This is a genomic window from uncultured Sphaerochaeta sp. (assembly GCF_963676625.2).
GTDB lineage: Bacteria > Spirochaetota > Spirochaetia > Sphaerochaetales > Sphaerochaetaceae > Sphaerochaeta.
The window spans coordinates 613,231-629,723 of sequence record NZ_CAXXYB010000008.1 but is presented as its reverse complement, the minus strand read 5'-3'; the positions used below and the strand labels follow the sequence as shown (position 1 = coordinate 629,723).

At 45.4% G+C, this 16,493-nt stretch carries 14 protein-coding genes; 9 read left to right on the top strand and 5 right to left on the bottom strand.

Going from position 1 to position 16,493, the window contains the following annotated elements; genetic code table 11:
• The first annotated feature begins 50 nt into the window (after positions 1–50).
• The 9 genes from dnaJ to ACHZBG_RS13525 all read left to right on the top strand — a co-directional run bounded on the left by dnaJ (position 51) and on the right by ACHZBG_RS13525 (position 11,671).
• Positions 51–1,184, top strand: coding sequence for a molecular chaperone DnaJ (dnaJ, locus tag ACHZBG_RS13565; RefSeq protein WP_320130005.1), 1,134 nt, complete (start codon positions 51–53; stop codon positions 1,182–1,184).
• An 83-nt stretch (positions 1,185–1,267) separates the two neighbouring features.
• Positions 1,268–2,026 (top strand): 23S rRNA (guanosine(2251)-2'-O)-methyltransferase RlmB, encoded by a 759-nt coding sequence (gene rlmB / locus ACHZBG_RS13560; protein WP_320130004.1) that lies wholly within the window; start codon positions 1,268–1,270, stop codon positions 2,024–2,026.
• Positions 2,027–2,202: 176 nt separating this feature from the next.
• Positions 2,203–3,435: a DUF3798 domain-containing protein gene (locus ACHZBG_RS13555; protein ID WP_320130003.1), complete on the top strand. Its 1,233-nt coding sequence runs from the start codon at positions 2,203–2,205 to the stop codon at positions 3,433–3,435.
• Between the two features lie 132 nt (positions 3,436–3,567).
• Positions 3,568–5,199: a sugar ABC transporter ATP-binding protein gene (locus ACHZBG_RS13550; RefSeq protein ID WP_320130002.1), complete on the top strand. Its 1,632-nt coding sequence runs from the start codon at positions 3,568–3,570 to the stop codon at positions 5,197–5,199.
• Complete coding sequence (locus ACHZBG_RS13545; RefSeq protein WP_320130001.1) at positions 5,196–6,257, top strand: ABC transporter permease; 1,062 nt, start codon at positions 5,196–5,198, stop codon at positions 6,255–6,257. The genes ACHZBG_RS13550 and ACHZBG_RS13545 overlap by 4 nt, the downstream gene beginning before the upstream one ends.
• Positions 6,254–7,366 (top strand): ABC transporter permease, encoded by a 1,113-nt coding sequence (locus ACHZBG_RS13540; RefSeq protein WP_320130000.1) that lies wholly within the window; start codon positions 6,254–6,256, stop codon positions 7,364–7,366. Before ACHZBG_RS13545 ends, ACHZBG_RS13540 begins: the two co-directional genes overlap by 4 nt.
• The gene (locus ACHZBG_RS13535; protein WP_320129999.1) at positions 7,366–7,848 is read left to right on the top strand and encodes a DUF6672 family protein; all 483 of its coding nucleotides are present in this window, start codon (positions 7,366–7,368) and stop codon (positions 7,846–7,848) included. Before ACHZBG_RS13540 ends, ACHZBG_RS13535 begins: the two co-directional genes overlap by 1 nt.
• Positions 7,849–8,092: 244 nt before the next feature.
• The gene (locus ACHZBG_RS13530; RefSeq protein ID WP_320129998.1) at positions 8,093–9,853 is read left to right on the top strand and encodes a hypothetical protein; all 1,761 of its coding nucleotides are present in this window, start codon (positions 8,093–8,095) and stop codon (positions 9,851–9,853) included.
• Positions 9,854–9,955: 102 nt separating this feature from the next.
• Positions 9,956–11,671, top strand: coding sequence for a hypothetical protein (locus ACHZBG_RS13525; protein ID WP_320129997.1), 1,716 nt, complete (start codon positions 9,956–9,958; stop codon positions 11,669–11,671).
• A gap of 63 nt (positions 11,672–11,734) precedes the next feature.
• Here the strand turns inward: ACHZBG_RS13525 and ACHZBG_RS13520 are convergent, their stop codons facing one another.
• The 5 genes from ACHZBG_RS13520 to ACHZBG_RS13500 all read right to left on the bottom strand — a co-directional run bounded on the left by ACHZBG_RS13520 (position 11,735) and on the right by ACHZBG_RS13500 (position 16,418).
• Positions 11,735–12,751: a beta-propeller fold lactonase family protein gene (locus tag ACHZBG_RS13520; protein WP_320129996.1), complete on the bottom strand. Its 1,017-nt coding sequence runs from the start codon at positions 12,749–12,751 to the stop codon at positions 11,735–11,737.
• A gap of 21 nt (positions 12,752–12,772) precedes the next feature.
• Positions 12,773–13,114 carry a DsrE family protein gene (locus ACHZBG_RS13515; protein ID WP_320129995.1) on the bottom strand — a complete coding sequence of 114 codons (342 nt, stop codon included), beginning with the start codon at positions 13,112–13,114 and terminating at the stop codon, positions 12,773–12,775.
• Positions 13,115–13,321: 207 nt separating this feature from the next.
• Positions 13,322–14,578, bottom strand: a complete 1,257-nt coding sequence (gene purD / locus ACHZBG_RS13510; RefSeq protein WP_320129994.1) for a phosphoribosylamine--glycine ligase — start codon at positions 14,576–14,578, stop codon at positions 13,322–13,324.
• A 59-nt stretch (positions 14,579–14,637) separates the two neighbouring features.
• Complete coding sequence (gene dusB / locus ACHZBG_RS13505) at positions 14,638–15,639, bottom strand: tRNA dihydrouridine synthase DusB (RefSeq protein WP_320129993.1); 1,002 nt, start codon at positions 15,637–15,639, stop codon at positions 14,638–14,640.
• Positions 15,636–16,418 (bottom strand): TatD family hydrolase, encoded by a 783-nt coding sequence (locus tag ACHZBG_RS13500; protein WP_320129992.1) that lies wholly within the window; start codon positions 16,416–16,418, stop codon positions 15,636–15,638. The genes dusB and ACHZBG_RS13500 overlap by 4 nt, the downstream gene beginning before the upstream one ends.
• Positions 16,419–16,493 lie beyond the last annotated feature (75 nt).

The following is a 16,493-nucleotide window of genomic DNA, read 5'->3' as shown; positions in this document are numbered from 1 at the left end:
TAGGCCGACATGATGTTTCTAAAGTACATTAGTTCGAAGGAAGTCGCACCGTGGCGAAACGTGATTATTATGAAGTGCTTGGCATTGCAAAGACAGCAACACTGGATGAAATAAAAAAGGCTTACCGAAAGCTCGCTATTGCCAACCATCCGGACAGGAATCCAGGTAATAAGGAAGCAGAGGAACGTTTCAAGGAAGCTACCGAGGCCTATGAGGTGCTCAGTGATGAAAAGAAACGTCAGACCTACGACCAGTTTGGCTTTGCCGGAATTGATGGTGCAAATGGGTCCGGACACGATTACTCGAATGTCTACCGTGATTTCAGTGATATTTTCGGTGGTGGTGGCGGTGGTGGTTTCGAGGATATTTTCAGTTCTTTCTTTGGCGGGGGATCCTCGCGTTCCCAGTCTAGGGGACAAGGTGCCCCAGATGTGGGTTCTTCTTTGCGCTATGACATAGATGTTGATTTCAAGGATGCCGTATTTGGGACCAAGGTTGAAATTGCCTTCTCTCATCAGGTTGCCTGCGATACTTGTCATGGGTCCGGAGCCAAGGGCGGTTCGGGAACCAAAGTTTGTCCGACCTGCAATGGTGCCGGGCAAGTAAGGCGAAACAGTGGGTTCTTCTCTGTTGCCAGTACCTGTCCTACTTGTAATGGGACCGGAAGGGTCATTGAAAATCCTTGTATCGACTGCCATGGTACGGGTTTGAAGAGAAAGCAACAGAAGGTCAAGGTTACAATTCCTGCCGGTGTGGACAACGGAAGCCGTGTAGTCTTGCGTGGTATGGGCGATGCTGGTGCCAATGGTGGTGCAACCGGCGATTTGTATGTGTATGTCAGCGTGAAAGCCCACAAGTTTTTTGTCAGGCAGGATTATGATTTGTTTTGTCAGATTCCTATCTCGATTACCCAGGCTTCCCTTGGCAACGATATAGAAGTGCCTACGATCGATGGTCAGAATATCAAGGTAACCATTCCTGCCGGGGTCCAGAGCGGGAAGATGCTCAGGGTTCGGGGACGGGGTGTTACCAAATTGAATTCAACCGATCGTGGGGATATGTATATCAAGTTATTGGTTCAGGTTCCCAAACATCTAAGTTTGAAAGCGAAAAAGGTTATGCAGGAGTTGTCTGAGGCCCTTGGTGAAGACGTTGCTCCAAAACCCGTTCCTTTCGAGGATTGACAGGAAAGCTACTGCAGGATTCTGTGGTAGCTTTTTTTATAGTAATGAAGTAAGCTTCGAAAATCTGTAGTTAGGAGAAGAGAATGGGTGAGAAAATATTTGGCTTTCACGCAATTGAGGAAAGCTTGAAACAGGCCCCTGCAGGCTCGACACTTTATTTGTGTCGTGGCATGGGTGGCCATACATCTGCTTTGGAAAGACAAGCCATGCTTACCGGAAAGGTAGCAGTAAAGAAAATAGCAAGTGTTGAAATGGATCGCATGGCCCCTGATTGTGATCATAGAGGGGCTCTACTTGATCTTGGTGGGGCAAGGACCAACACTTCCAGGGCCAAGGCTCTTACTGTCAAGGAATTTTGCCAGGGACTTGGAGAGGATGACAATACTATCGTTCTTGTGCTCGACGAATTGACTGACCCCCAGAATCTTGGGGCAATACTTCGTTCTTGTGATCAGTTTTCCGTTGGTTTGGTCATTATACCTGAGAGAAGAAGCGTGCAGGTAAACGAAACCGTAATCAAGGTTTCTTCGGGAGCTGCCCAATATGTACCGATATCGGTAGTGACGAACATCAATAGGGAATTGGAATATTTGAAGGCCAATGGTTTCTGGGTATATGGTGCCGATATGGAAGGCAAAGTCATCCATAAGACGGTATTCCCCAAGAAGACAGTTCTGGTGATGGGGAGTGAAGGGAAAGGCATGAATAAGTTGACCCAGCAACTCTGTGATATGCTCGTATCGATTCCCATGACAGGGCATATTGACTCTTTGAACGTATCAGTAGCCACAGGTATTCTTTTGTATGAGGTACGAAGACAACAGGCAACCGCTACTTTATAGAAATCGGTATTGTTGTTATTTTTACTATACTAATGAGGGATTTGTTGTATGTTTTGCAACAGATCCCTCTTGTTTTGTTCAATATCCAATAAAATTGTTCCAATAATTCATTCTTTTCTTGCATGGTTCTTCTTTTGCATATCATAATGGAAGTTATCAAAAAAGAGAGGTGGATTATGAAAAAGACGCTTATTATGATGCTCTGTTTTGCCATGGTCAGTGGATTTGCCTTTGCAAATGGAAGCAAGGAAGCAACTCCCGGTACTACCCCCGTTGCAACGGCAGCAGCTCCTGCTTTTCATGTAGGAATCGTGACGGGAACTGTTTCCCAGTCAGAGGACGATCTTCGTGGTGCAGAACGTTTGATCAAGGAATATGGATCTGTTGCAGATGGTGGTATCATTCAGCATGTAACCTATCCCGATAACTTCATGGATGAGGCAGAGACGACGATCAGCGTTATTTCTGGCCTTGCCGATGATCCTTTGATGAAGGCTATCGTTGTAAATCAGGCTGTTCCCGGTACCACCGAGGCTTTTCGACGTGTCAAGGAAAAAAGATCCGATGTCCTTTGCATTGCTGGTGAAGCACATGAGGATCCTGGTGTAATCCAGAGTGCCGCTGACTTGGCAGTGAATAATGATTTTGTAGCCCGTGGGTACCTTATCATCCATACTGCACATGAACTTGGATGCGATACGTTTGTCCATATTTCCTTCCCACGACATCTCAGTTATGAAACCATGAGCCGTCGTGTTGCGATTATGAGAGCCACTTGTGAAGACTTGGGTATGAAGTTTGTCATGGAAACCGCACCCGATCCTACCAGTGATGTCGGCGTTGCCGGTGCCCAGCAGTACATCCTCGAGAAAGTTCCTGCTTGGATTGAGCAGTATGGCCAGAAAGCAGCCTTCTTCTGCACCAATGATGCCCATACTGAACCCTTGCTCAAGCAATTGCTTGCTTATGGTGGGTATTTCATTGAAGCCGATCTCCCCAGTCCGTTGATGGGCTATCCAGGAGCTCTTGGTCTTGATCTTTCTGCAGAGGCTGGTGATTTCACAGCTATCCTGAAGAAAGTTGAATCTGCGATTATTGCCAAGGGTGGTGCAGGTCGTTTTGGTACCTGGGCTTTCTCCTATGGTTATACCACTACTGCCGGTCTTGGCCAGCATGCCATCAACGTGCTCAAGGGCGAAAGTCAGTTGCTGAAGCTTTCGGATTTGATGAAGGCGTATAATAAATTCACTCCAGGAGCCAAATGGAATGGTTCTTTCTATTCTGATGTCAACACAGGTGTTCGTGCTAAAAATCATGTATTGATTTATCAGGATACCTACATCATGGGCAAAGGCTTTATGGGAAATGCAGATATCGTAGTTCCAGAAAAGTATTTTTCCATTAAATAATTCTACAAAAAATGTTTTTACGGGGGAGTGTAGTACGCTCCCCCTTTGTGGCGATTAAGAGGCTTTGCATAATTGGAAGGGTTGTCTGAAAAGAATGCAAGCTTCTTCGCCCGGAACGAAAGGAATTGTAACATGAATGAAACAGAAGCTCCCTTGCTAGAGATGAAGCATATAAGCAAGGACTTTTTTGGAAACCAAGTCTTGTGTGATGTCAATTTTACACTCAAGAAGGGTGAAATCCTCGGTCTGGTCGGGGAAAATGGTGCCGGAAAGTCAACGCTGATGAAAATTCTCTTTGGAATGGATGAAATCCATCAAACAGGTGGGTTTGGTGGTGATGTGCTGCTTTCGGGAGAGAAGGTGGTATTCCAGACCCCTATCGATGCCTTGGCGGCGGGAATTGGGATGGTTCATCAGGAATTTTCCCTGTTGCCTGATTTTACGGCGACAGAGAATATCTTGTTGAATCGTGAACCTCTGAAATATAACATTTTCTCGGAGTTGTTCGGAGATAGGATGAACACGCTTGATCGAGAGAAAATGGACACTATTTCCCGAAAGGCAATTGAGCGGCTTGGCGTAACACTCGACTCTGAAATGTTGGTTTCCCAGATGCCTGTAGGCCATAAGCAATTTACTGAGATAGCCCGAGAACTCAGCAAGGAAGCCTCGGGAGAGACGGAAGGTATCAAATTGCTTGTCCTGGATGAACCCACAGCCGTTCTTTCCGAGCAAGAGGCCGATAGTTTATTGAAGGCGATGCGCCTCTTATCCGAAGCAGGTATTGCCATTATTTTTATTACGCATCGGTTACAGGAAATTATCGATGTCTGCGATACCATCATGGTGATGCGGGATGGGAAGATCATCAAGACCGGACCTGCCAAGGGTGTTGCCATTTCCGAAATTGCCCGTTGGATGGTTGGACGGGAAGTCAATACTTCCTTGGCCCAGCATCGAAAATTTTCCTATGAGGACAAGGAAACAATTCTTTCCATCAAGAATCTTTGGGTCGATATGCCCGGAGAAGTAGTCAGGGATGTTTCGCTTGATGTCTTCAAGGGAGAAATAATTGGAATAGGAGGAATGGCAGGGCAAGGGAAACTGGGTATCCCAAACGGAACCATGGGCTTGTTTCCCGCAGGAGGACACGTTGAATTCGAGGGAAAGGAAATACTCCTTAACGATCCGCGCAGGTTCCTGGATGCAGGAATGGCTTTCGTGAGCGAGGATAGACGTGGGGTGGGTTTGCTACTTGATGAATCCCTGGAATGGAATGTTTCCTTTACTGCCATGCAGGTGCAGGAGAAATTCTTGCGAAAATACCTGGGAATAATCAAATGGCGAGATCAAAAGATGATCCAGGAAGAGACAGAGAAGTATGTGAAGCAACTTGAGATCAAGTGTACCGGTACGAAGCAAAAGGCAAAGGAACTCTCCGGAGGGAATCAACAGAAAATTTGTCTTGCGAAGGCTTTCGTAGTTGCTCCCAAATTATTATTTGTCTCCGAACCGACCAGGGGAATTGACATCGGTGCGAAATCCCTGGTGTTGCAAGCCCTGAGAAAATACAACGAGGAACAAGGGACCACGATAGTAATGATTTCTTCTGAATTGGAGGAATTGAGGACTATCTGTGACCGTATTGCCATCATCTCCGATGGAAAAGTGAATGGAATACTTCCTGCCACGATAGACAGTGCCGAGTTCGGCCTCCTGATGGTTGGACAGAAGAGTGAAAAAGCCAATGGAGGTGTCGTATGAGCAAAGAAGGTCTAATTTCTTCGGTGAAATCAGCAATAAAATCATTCGGGTTGCCCCGAATTATCATTGGATTATTTCTGTTGTTGCTTTTTATCCTGGCCCCTTTTGTCGGGGTAAAGATAAGTACCAGTCTTTCTGATACTCTCAATCGATTTGGCATGAATGCTGTTATGGTATTGGCCATGGTTCCCATGATCCATAGCGGTTGTGGCCTGAATTTTGGACTTCCGTTGGGAATTATCGCAGGGCTTTTGGGTGCTACGATTTCCATGCAATTGGGATTTACGGGAAGTGCTTCGTTTGCCATGGCCATCCTTCTTGCCACCCCTTTCGCAATCATTCTTGGAGGAGCCTACGGTAAACTGCTCAATCGGGTCAAAGGTGGCGAAATGATGATTGCCACCTATGTTGGCTTTTCCTCGGTTGCCTTTATGTGCATCATGTGGCTATTGCTTCCCTACAGTAATCCTACGATGGTCTGGGGTTATAGCGGTACAGGTTTGCGTACTACGATTTCCACTGAAGGTTACTATTTGCATGTACTCAACGATTTTCTTTCTGTCAAAGTAAACCAACACTTATCAATTCCCACCGGAATGCTATTGTTCTTTGCAATCCTTGCTTTCATGATGTGGGCTTTCTTGCATACCAAGACAGGGACTTCCATGACAGCCGTGGGGTCAAATCCTGTGTTTGCCAGGGCAAGCGGAATCAATGTGGATAAGGTGAGGTCCTTGAGCGTCATAATGTCTACCTGGCTGGGGGCTATTGGAATTTTAGTTTATCAACAGAGTTTTGGATTTATCCAGCTCTATATGGGACCTTTCTATATGGCCTTGCCTGCCGTTTCGGCAATTCTTATCGGAGGAGCTTCAGTAAATAAAGCTTCCATTACCAATGTCATCGTAGGAACATTTTTATTTCAGGGTATCCTTACGATGACGCCATCGGTTATGAACTCAATGATTCATACCGATATGTCGGAGGTAATCAGGATTGTCGTCTCAAATGGTATGATCCTATACGCCTTGACAAGAAAAACGGAGGCAACACGATGAAACTCCAAAGAACCAATACCCAAAAAGTCGTGCGATTCTTGGGAAATAACACAGTACCTATCCTGTTTCTGGTAATTTGTGCCTTTGGTATCCCACTCAGCGGATATTCCGCAAACTATTTGATAAGTGAAATCGTGGTTCGTATTGCCCGGAATTCTTTTTTGATTGTCAGTCTATTGATTCCTATATTGGCTGGCATGGGCTTGAATTTCGGAATGGTCCTTGGCGCCATGGCCGGACAGATCGGTTTGATCTTTATCAGTGACTGGGGAGTGGTAGGCATTCCTGGAATGATTCTTGCAATGATAATTTCCACCCCGATTTCCATATTGCTTGGAGTCTGGTGTGGCAAGATTCTCAATATGGCAAAGGGCCGTGAGATGGTTACCAGCTATATCATTGGATTTTTCATGAATGGTATCTACCAATTGGTTGTGCTTTATGGCATGGGAAAGGTCATTCCCATACGATCCGCTGCCTTGATCCTTCCCCGAGGCTATGGTGTTCGCAATACAGTAAACTTGATAGGAATCCGTAAATCCTTGGATGGTTTGGTAGCTGTGAAGATATTTGGGATACCTATTCCGTTGGCAACCATCGTTGTCATAACTGCACTCTGTTTCTTTGTTCTCTGGTTCAAGAAAACCAAGCTTGGCCAGGATATGAGAGCGGTGGGACAGGATATGGAAGTTGCCCGTGCCGCAGGTATCAGGGTTGAACATACCCGCATTGTTTCGATTGTCATCTCAACTGTTTTCGCAGGTTTTGGAATGATTATCTATTTGCAGAATATTGGTACGTTGAATACCTATAACAGCCATTCCCAGATTGGTATGTTCAGTGTTGCTGCCCTCTTGGTCGGAGGGGCTTCTGTAAGCAAAGCAAATATTCGAAATGTTTTCCTTGGTGTAATCCTATTTCATCTGATGTTCATTGTTTCTCCGATGGCAGGAAAAAACTTGATCGGACAGGCCCAACTTGGCGAGTATTTCAGGGTTTTTGTATCGTACGGTGTCATCACGGTATCATTGGTACTCTATGAAGTACGCAAAAAACGTGATTTGGGTTTTGCCGGACAGCAACTTGCTGCGGACCAGGAGGAAAACTGATGAAAATACAATTTAATAAACGTTTTCTGGTTCGTGGCATAGCCTTGACCGTTCTCCTTTTGTTTGGCATATTGATGTACTTTGTCGGCAGACAACATACCATATTGCTGGATAACAAGACGATTACCCTGGAAGGTCAGGAATTGAAGGCCCTGCCAATCGTGGAGGTTCAGGTGGACCGGCAGGAAGTCCTTGAGCTTGCGGCCCGCGACAGGGACAAGGTGCTTGCCACCAATCAAAAACATTCGATAACGATAAGTTATACAGATTCCGCTTGGAATGAGATTTCCTTTACAAGGAAGTTCAAGGTGCCTGTCGGAGAAGATATGGTCATGGTCTCCATTCCTGCTCTTGTGGCAAACCCTGAGTCGGACCAGAGCCTTTGGCTTGCTCATTATGAAGTTCCTAAAATGGCTGTTGCCGCTACTCCCGAGGAATCTGTGGTCGTACCTGATGAGCTTTCGCTTTTGGCTCCTCTATAAGGTGTTGCGATCAGGGAAAAAGAAATGAAAAGAAACTAGGTGAATTACTCCATACGCTATAGGCTGAAAGAAATAAAAAAGAAAAATCTTTCCCCATAGCGTATTTTTCTTGGCTTTTTCAAAAGAAAATAGGGGGAATATCTATCGAAATAAAAAATAAATGATATAGTACTCATGTAAATTTCATGTTTGTATAGAGAATGTGAATTTATATGTCTTCTACTGGTTTTATTCGGAGGTTCGTATGAAGTTGAGGCGTTGTTTTGTGGTTACCCTGTTATTGGTAGTGAGCTGTTCATTTTTGGTAGCTTCTCCCTATACAAACAAACAAAAGATATTCAGTTTGGATAGCGATGTGTATGAAGCGATTTCTGCCCTCTATGTGAATCAAGGAATGTCCCTGCCCTCCACGACAGGCCCTTACAGCGAAGCTGAATTGTTGCTGATGTTGGAAAAGATTGATACTGGCAAGCTTTCGGGGGCTACAAAAAATACCTATGCTTATATTGAAAAGCAATTGGATATCCAGCCAAAGATGCAGACAAAAGGAATGGGGTTGTCCTGGAATTTCGATGCAAATCTTGAAACCTATACTCACCAGAATACTACCGACTTTACCGGAAGGGAAAATTGGAACCGTGGATATATCAGCCAGAAGCCAATGCTCTCCATAGGTTTGGAAACTTGGCCTTCCGATAACTTTTATGGATATTCTGAGTTCACTGTCGGCAATTCCTATACCCTTGAGAATGGGTTTGGAGCAACAGCTTTCAGTACAAATTTGATACTTATGTCTCCTGCCACGCTAACAGACCTTGACTTCAATATGCCTTACCGGGCCTTCATTGCCATGGGAGGCGACTACTGGACCTTCCAGCTTGGCCGGGATCGCCTGAGTTGGGGTGCAGGAGAATCGGGGAATCTCTTTGTGGGGGATAACCTGAAATATCATAATATGGCCCGTTTTACTGCTTTCGGGGAAAAATACAAGTATACGTTCGTAACTTCGTTCTTCCCTCATCCGAGTTCGTATATTAGTGATTCTCCAACCAATGGTGTGATTTTAGGGACAGGTCAGGATGATCTTCTTGAAGGACTCTATATGTTCATGGCCCATAGGCTTGAATGGCGTATGTTCAATAACAAGGTAGGCTTGGTACTGACAGAAAGCATCATGTATCAGAGCGAAGAAAATCTCTTGGACCTTCGAATTCTTAATCCAGTCATGATTTTCCACGATTATTATATCAGGAAAAATGCAAACTCCCTGTTGGGGTTGGAATTGGATTATACCCCGTTCAGGGGTATCAACGTATATGGGCAAATGGTCGTGGATGAATTTGCACTTCCAGGAGAACCTGTGGCAAGCGACACAGTTTCTGGTTTGCCTACAGCCTATGGTTTTCTTGCCGGGGTGAAGGCAATTAAACCGATAGGGAATCTCATGGGGCATGCATCTTTTGAATTTGCCTATACGGATCCGTATCTGTATCTTCGGTATTCTTCGGATACTGATCCTGATTCAGCATCTGACAATGCTTATGGTTTGAACTATGTCGTTGCTATCAGGGAATTTACCAATCATAGCGGAACTCGGTATAATTCGCAGTACCTTGGTTATGCCTATGGCAATGATGCCATTGTCTTCAATCTCAATGGTGGGGTAAAGCAGTATGGCAAATGGAACGTGGAGGCAAATGGCTTCTTCATGCTTCATGGCGTATTCGATATGTTTACTATCTGGCATTGGGTTGGTGATGGGGTTCCCATTGCCGTTACCCCGACTTCTTCCGATAGCAGCCTCGGTAACTATGCAGGGGACGTCTCCGACCGTGATAGCGTTTCCCAGACCTTGGTCATTGGTGTGAATGGTTCCTATGAATTTACTCCTTGGCTCAAGGCCTTTGGCCAAGTGGATTATATCCATATCGGCAATTATGGCAATGTCTCCGGTACAACCGTACAGGATGTACAACTGACCTTGGGTGTGACGTATCATATCTAGGATATGAGAAGAACCTGGTTTCCTGGCCCTCAGGCTCTGGAACCAGGTTTTTTTATTCCCTGCTTTTTGTCTTTTTCGCTATTTCCCTGAGGAGAGCTTTTCATGAAACGAGTAATGTGTGTAGTTTTGCTGATTCTTTTACCTCTGGTTGGTATCCTAGCTGTCCAGGAACAACAAATAATTCCCCTTGGTTCACCTGTCTATGCAGATATGGATGACTTGTACTTGGTCCTGGGTATTGGGACTCCTTCTGATTCCAGGCCCTGGTCCATGAACGAGGCGCGGGCAATTCTCTCCATTGCCTCACGACAGCCACTCTCTGGTGTTACAAAACAATTGTACGACCAAATTGCTTCTAACCTCGAGGCTCCTGTGCGGTGGTCTTTTGGTGATGGTTTTTCCGGTGGGGTGTATCTTGATCTTGCCGGGGAGTTCTATGCACATTCCAATACCGACGTTTCCGATGGCTTTACCTCCTATGAAGACTGGGGATATGGATTCGTAGACAGGAAACCCTTGGCCAAACTTCGTCTCGATATGGCAGTTTCGGATTTTTTCTATACTTATTGTGATTTACAATATGGATACGGCATTGCCCGGTATGATGATGAACTCTCAACCTTGGGCGAGAGTGGACATTCTCTGGTCGGAGCCTTGACCGAGGATACTTCGCTTACCATTGTCGACGGTGATTCCATCCTTTCCCAATATACCAAGGCCTTCTCAAATAATTTGATTGGTCCCAGCCGGGATTTTGATTTCCAATGGCCCAAGCGGGCGATTATTTCAGTTGGAGGGAGTCAATGGAATTTTACCATGGGCAGGGACAAGCTCGAATGGGGGAATTCCCATATCGGGAATTTTGTCTATGATAACCATGTCGACTTCCAAGAATATGCCCGCTTCACGGTAGTCTCCGAGTATTTCAAATATGAAGCGGTCGATATGTTCTTTGACACTTCCTATAGCGATGATGAATTTTTTCGTATGATGATGTCCCATCGGTTGGAGTTCCGCCCACTTCATAAAATCACGATTGCCGTGAGCGAAAATGTCATGTACAAGGATACGGTTCTGGATTTCAGGTTCCTTAACCCTGCCTTCATATACCACAATCTCAATGAGCGAAGTAAATTCAATGCCTTGGCCCATCTTGAGGTAAGCTATACCGCAATGCCCGGGTTGAATGTGTATGGTCAATTTTGTCTGGACCAGGCAGTGGCTCCCAATGAGAACGATTCAGAATCGACGGCTTGGGGCGCTCTGGCCGGAATTGAATATGCAACCACTATAGGAAAAGGAATATATTCCACATATCTTGAAGGAGTCATGACGCTTCCCTGTCTTTATAGGAGAGATGGCATCGATTTCGTGATGAGCAGACGGTATGCAGGGCTTGAAGCCAGTGGAAATTCCCATTGGTATACTCAAAAATTTGATTATATAGGTTTCCCTTATGGTGGCGATACCCTTGTTTTTGAATGGGGGAATTCCTATAGGGTGCCGTCCCTGGGTAAAATCGGGTTTTCACTTTCAGCCCTTTTGCATGGGGAAGTCGATATGTATACTGTTGTCTGTACAACCGGAGGTTATGCAAATTATGGATCGACACTGTTCCTCGGTGATGTTATTTACCATACCTATACGGCAACCTTGACAGGGGAGCGGGAACTTAAGGATTTGGTATCCTGGCTTTCAGGGAAAGTATATGCCCAGATTGATTGGATTGTGAGATCTGATTACACCAAGGCAACCAAGACCTTTGATAATTTCCGCCAGGATCTTCAATGTAGCATGGGAGTGACTGTCTCCCTCTAGATTGTACGACAATGATCGATGAATGAATTGACGGCTATCTCAGTGAGGTAGCCGTCAATTTTATCAATGGCTTGAAAACTGAATGCAGGTAGGTTTGGGAACTTTCAGCAGTTCCTTTTCCTTTGACAGGGAAAAATCTTCTTGCAGATTGCAGGTTGTGATCAAATCAGAATTTTGGTAAGCAAGGAACAACCGGTTTTTCTCGAGGGCAAAGAATCGGGGGCCGTCACCACTGCAAGCATGCCAGGTATCCTGAATTGAAGTGTGTACCCAGAGTGTGTTGGCTTTTCTATTTGAAACAATGATTGCTTCCTTGTAAAGTTCCATATGAGCGGCAGTGGCACCTGAAACAGGATTTTCCAAGGTTGAAAAAGTATGTGAGATAGCTTCGCTTTCTTTTTCAAGGAAAGATACGGTATTCGCCAGTTCATTGACCACGTAGAGGCTTTTCCCATCAGGGGAAAACCTGATAAGACGAGGACCGGAACCAGAAGGCATGGCAATGTTTTCCATGGGGGTGCAAGGCAGGATTTCCTCTGGATTCCAGGCAATATGATGCAACTGGTCTGTTCCTAGATCAGCAACATAGAGCGAGGTCCCCTCCTTGTCAAATAGAATGCTGTGAGGATGGGAAACCAGCTGTCTGGTCGGATGGGGTCCACTTCCAGAGAATTGCAAGAGTTGCACGACCCTGTCAGGTATCCCTGACTCTGTCAGGCTATAGATTACGACCGTTCCGCTTGAGTAATTGGTGGCAAGCAAAAACTTTTTCTGGGGATCCAGTGTCAGGAAACAAGGGTCATCCCCGAAGGAAGAGATGCTTCCCAGTTCTTGCATCGGTAATCCTGGTTTAGGCAGACTGAAGGTTTTCACCAATCCGCTTGTTTGATGCATCGGTTGGTTTCGTTCATTGACTACATACAGGATGTCCTGGGTTCCAAAACAAAGGTAGGAAGGGTTTTTTCCTGCTTGTATGGAGTCCAGAAGCTTCCAGCAGTCTTTGTCTTCTGCTTGATACACGAAGACATTTTCCTTGTCAGTCTCTCCATATCCACCGATTGCCATTATTTCTTGATGCATGAAACGCTCCTCCTCCTGGTTTTAAATGGTAAGAAGTTTTTCCTCGTTCTTGAGGAGTTTTGTCAGTGGCTCACCCCAGAACAATACTTCTATACCCAAGTCCAGGAGTGTTTCGGTAACTCCAAGGTTCGCAGCACAGGCTTTGCAGGCACTGAAAACCACTCCTTCTTGTTTGCCTTGGATTATCAATTCCTGGATGGTCTTGTTTTCGGCGACGAGCTTTGCCGTTGCACCCCAGATAATCACGGTCACTTCTTGCCACCAGGCATGTTTCTTTGCATTGATGGCGTACATCATGACCATGTTTTCTGCAGTTATAAGATTGTCATTTGTCCAAAGGATATATAAATGATTGGTGGGCATCCTGCTATTCTCCCTTTCTTTTTCTTTCCAAGTATCATACATTCCTGGTTTTTATACACCACTGAAAACCTCGTATTACCTCCAAAAGGGATTTTTTTGAGATTTCTTTTATTGTTGTTTACAATAAGTAACGGCCACCCAAAAGGGTAGCCGTCCACTTATATGCAACATGAAATATCGTAAGTGAGCATTTATTTTGAAATATATTTAGTTTTCAAAGAAACTATTTCCGATATCAGGTCGGTACCAACTTCCAGGGAAGGAGATGAATTTTACTCCCGAGTAGGCGTTTTTATTAGCATCCATGATATTTTTTCCGATTCCGACTACCGTAACACATCTTCCTCCGGTCGTCAGTAATTTCCCGTTCAAGTTGTTTACACCCCCAAAGAAATAGAAGGGTTGTCCCTGGAAGGCATTGAGCATCAAGGCCGCAGGAATTGGTTCGAGTTCCTTGCCCACCAAAGGTTCCTCAGGATAGCCTTGTGAGGCCACTACCAAGGCAACGGAGGATTTTGTCGATACCTCCAAGGTAATCTCGGAAAGCGTATTGTTCTTCATTGCCGCAAGGATGTCCATGATATCTGTTCGGATAAGTGGGACTATTGCCTGGGCAGCGGGGTCATTGAAACGCACGTGGTAGTCAACCAGGATAGGGCCTTTCTTCGTAATGATGATGCTGATGGTCAATACTCCCTTGTAAGCCATTCTTTCTACTTTCAGGCCATACAAGGTTGGTTCGATGATAGTCTCGATAATGGAATGCAGGACGTCTTCTTGCAAGGGGACAGGGCAAATCGAACCCATTCCTCCTGTTGGAAGTCCTCCGATGCCGGCTTTCATGTAATCGCTCGAAGGAGGAAGCATCAAGTATCCGTTATTGTCCAAGAGAAGGGTCAATGTTGCAGGAAGGCCTCCAAGATGTTCTTCGAGCATCAAGGAACCGGTAGGAAGCAACGAATCGGCAAAGGCCATGAGAGAGTCATAGTCGGAAGAATCAAGCATGATTCTGCTAGGAGCAATGGTATTGCTTTTTACAACAAATCGTTCACCGACATGTCGTTTCAAATAATCAGAAAGAGGCGCTTTGCTGTCGAATACATGGTGGCTGGGAGTCGGAATGTTGTGGCGATCGGTAAAGGTTCTGGAGAAGTTTCGATCTCCCTCAAGCTTAAGGGCCCTGCTTGGAGCGCCGAACGTGTCGATGCCCCGCTCATTCAGGTAGTCGATTACCCCGGTAAACAAGGGAGCTTCCGTTCCGATAAAGACATAATCAATGGTGTTTTCCAAACAGGCTTGGTATACTTGTTCGGGAGATGAGGGATTGATTGTCAGATTGGTTGCGATTGATTCTGTCCCTACGTTTCCAGGGGCAACAAATAATCCATCTATCAAACGGCTCTGAGAGAACCACCATGCAATGGCATGATCCTTGGCACCTGAACCCAACACTAGTATTCTCATTGCATTTCCTTAGCGTGAATTTTACTATAGGTAAAAATACCATTTTAGTTGTTGAGAGGTCAACAAGTACCTCCAAGCATTTCAAGTGCCTGGCAGTAGTCTTGTTTTGAGGTTGCCTTTACGAAGGCTTGTTTTATTGGTCCAATGCCAGGAAGGCCCTTTAGGTAGGAGCAAGCATGTTTTCGCATCTGCATGCAAGCGCTTTTTTCTCCATAGTGGATGATCATCAGGTCAAGATGCTTGAGGATAATGGCCTTTTTCCTTTCGAGGGAAATAGGCTTCAAATCTTGTCCTGCCAATAATTCTTTGGTTTGGACGAAAATAAATGGATTACCAATTGCTCCCCTGGCGAACATTACTCCGTCAATACCCGTTTGCTCAAGCATCTTCTTGGCATCGGAAGCGGTAAAAAGATCTCCTGAGCCAAATACTGGAACCTGATATCCATGGGAAACGCAGTAATTCTTCAATTCCGTGAGTTTTTCCCAGTGTGCAAAAGGGGCATAACCTTGTGCTTTTGTCCTTGCATGCAAGGTCAATAGGGAAGCCCCTCCATCGAGGGCTGCCTGTGCAAAGGCGAGAAAGTTTTCACTGTCCGCGTCCCAGCCAGTCCTGAATTTTACAGATACCGGTATGGAAACGGTCTCGACAATGAGTCTGACCATTTTTGTAATCATTTCGGGGTTTCTCATGATGCTTGAACCGGCTCCCGTCTTGGTTACCTTGGGTACCGGACAACCACAGTTGATATCGATCAAGGTCGGGTTATAGGGAAGCAAACGCTCCAAGGCCTTTTCGAGGGGCTCTGGGGAACCCATGAACAACTGGATGGCATAGTGTTGCTCGTTTTGCGCACGCTTCATCAAGTCCATGGTTTTTTCCCCATCACGAGAGAGTCCTTCTGCACTTACCATCTCGGTGAAAGTCAGATCAGCCCCTTCGTCGATACAAAGGGAACGAAAAGGGACATCGGTAAAACCAGCCATGGGCGCAAGGAAAATATTTCCCTTGATGGTTGTGTCGCCTACTGTTGTGTTGTGATATAAAGAGTTCTCGTTCATACATCCTTTGGAAGGGAAAATGCCCTCAGGCTGTTAGCATAAAGGGTTTCGCAGAGCTCTTCAAGGTAGGTTTCCCTGATTTCGCTCAAGGCTTTTGCCGTCTCAAGGATATAGGCCAGTTTGTTTCTCTCTCCTTTGAAGGGGTAGGGAGTCATGAAGGGAGCTTCGCTTTCAATAACCAATCTGTCGGCAGGTAATTTTCTGGCTACCTCTTGGATTGACCTGCTGTTTTTGAACGTGACATTGCCGGCAAAAGAAAAGATAAGGTTCATATCCAAGGCCTTTTTTGCAAATTCCCAATCTTCCCCGAAGCAATGCAAAATGCCTCCCTTTGGGGGGAGTTTTTCCTTCAGGATGTTCAACAAGTCTTCACCTGCATTCCTGTTATGGATGATTACCGGTAGATCAAGGCGTTTTGCAATATCCAGATGTCGTAGAAACAGTTCAATCTGTATTGATTTATCTCCACCAAACATATGAAAGTAATCGAGACCTGTCTCCCCTATTGCGACAACCCTGGGCAAAGAAGCAAATTCCAGGACTTTTTCTTCCCAGTTCCTGCCTGGATTGGCAACTTCCGTCGGAGATACTCCCACTGCATGGAATATTTCTGCGGCGCTTTCCAGATTGGCATAGGTCTTTTCAAAATCAGTAAGGCTGTTACAAATACTGACGATGTGTTTGACCGACTTGAGTTTTGCAAGTTGGACAGCCAACAGTTGTTCCATTTTTTCATTATGGAGCAACCCGAGATGAGCGTGCGTATCAAACAGTTGCATACTGGCTCCTTGAGGTTGATTCCCACATGTGCGATTGTAAAGCTAAATATACCATGGGGTTTTGTAATCGTCAAA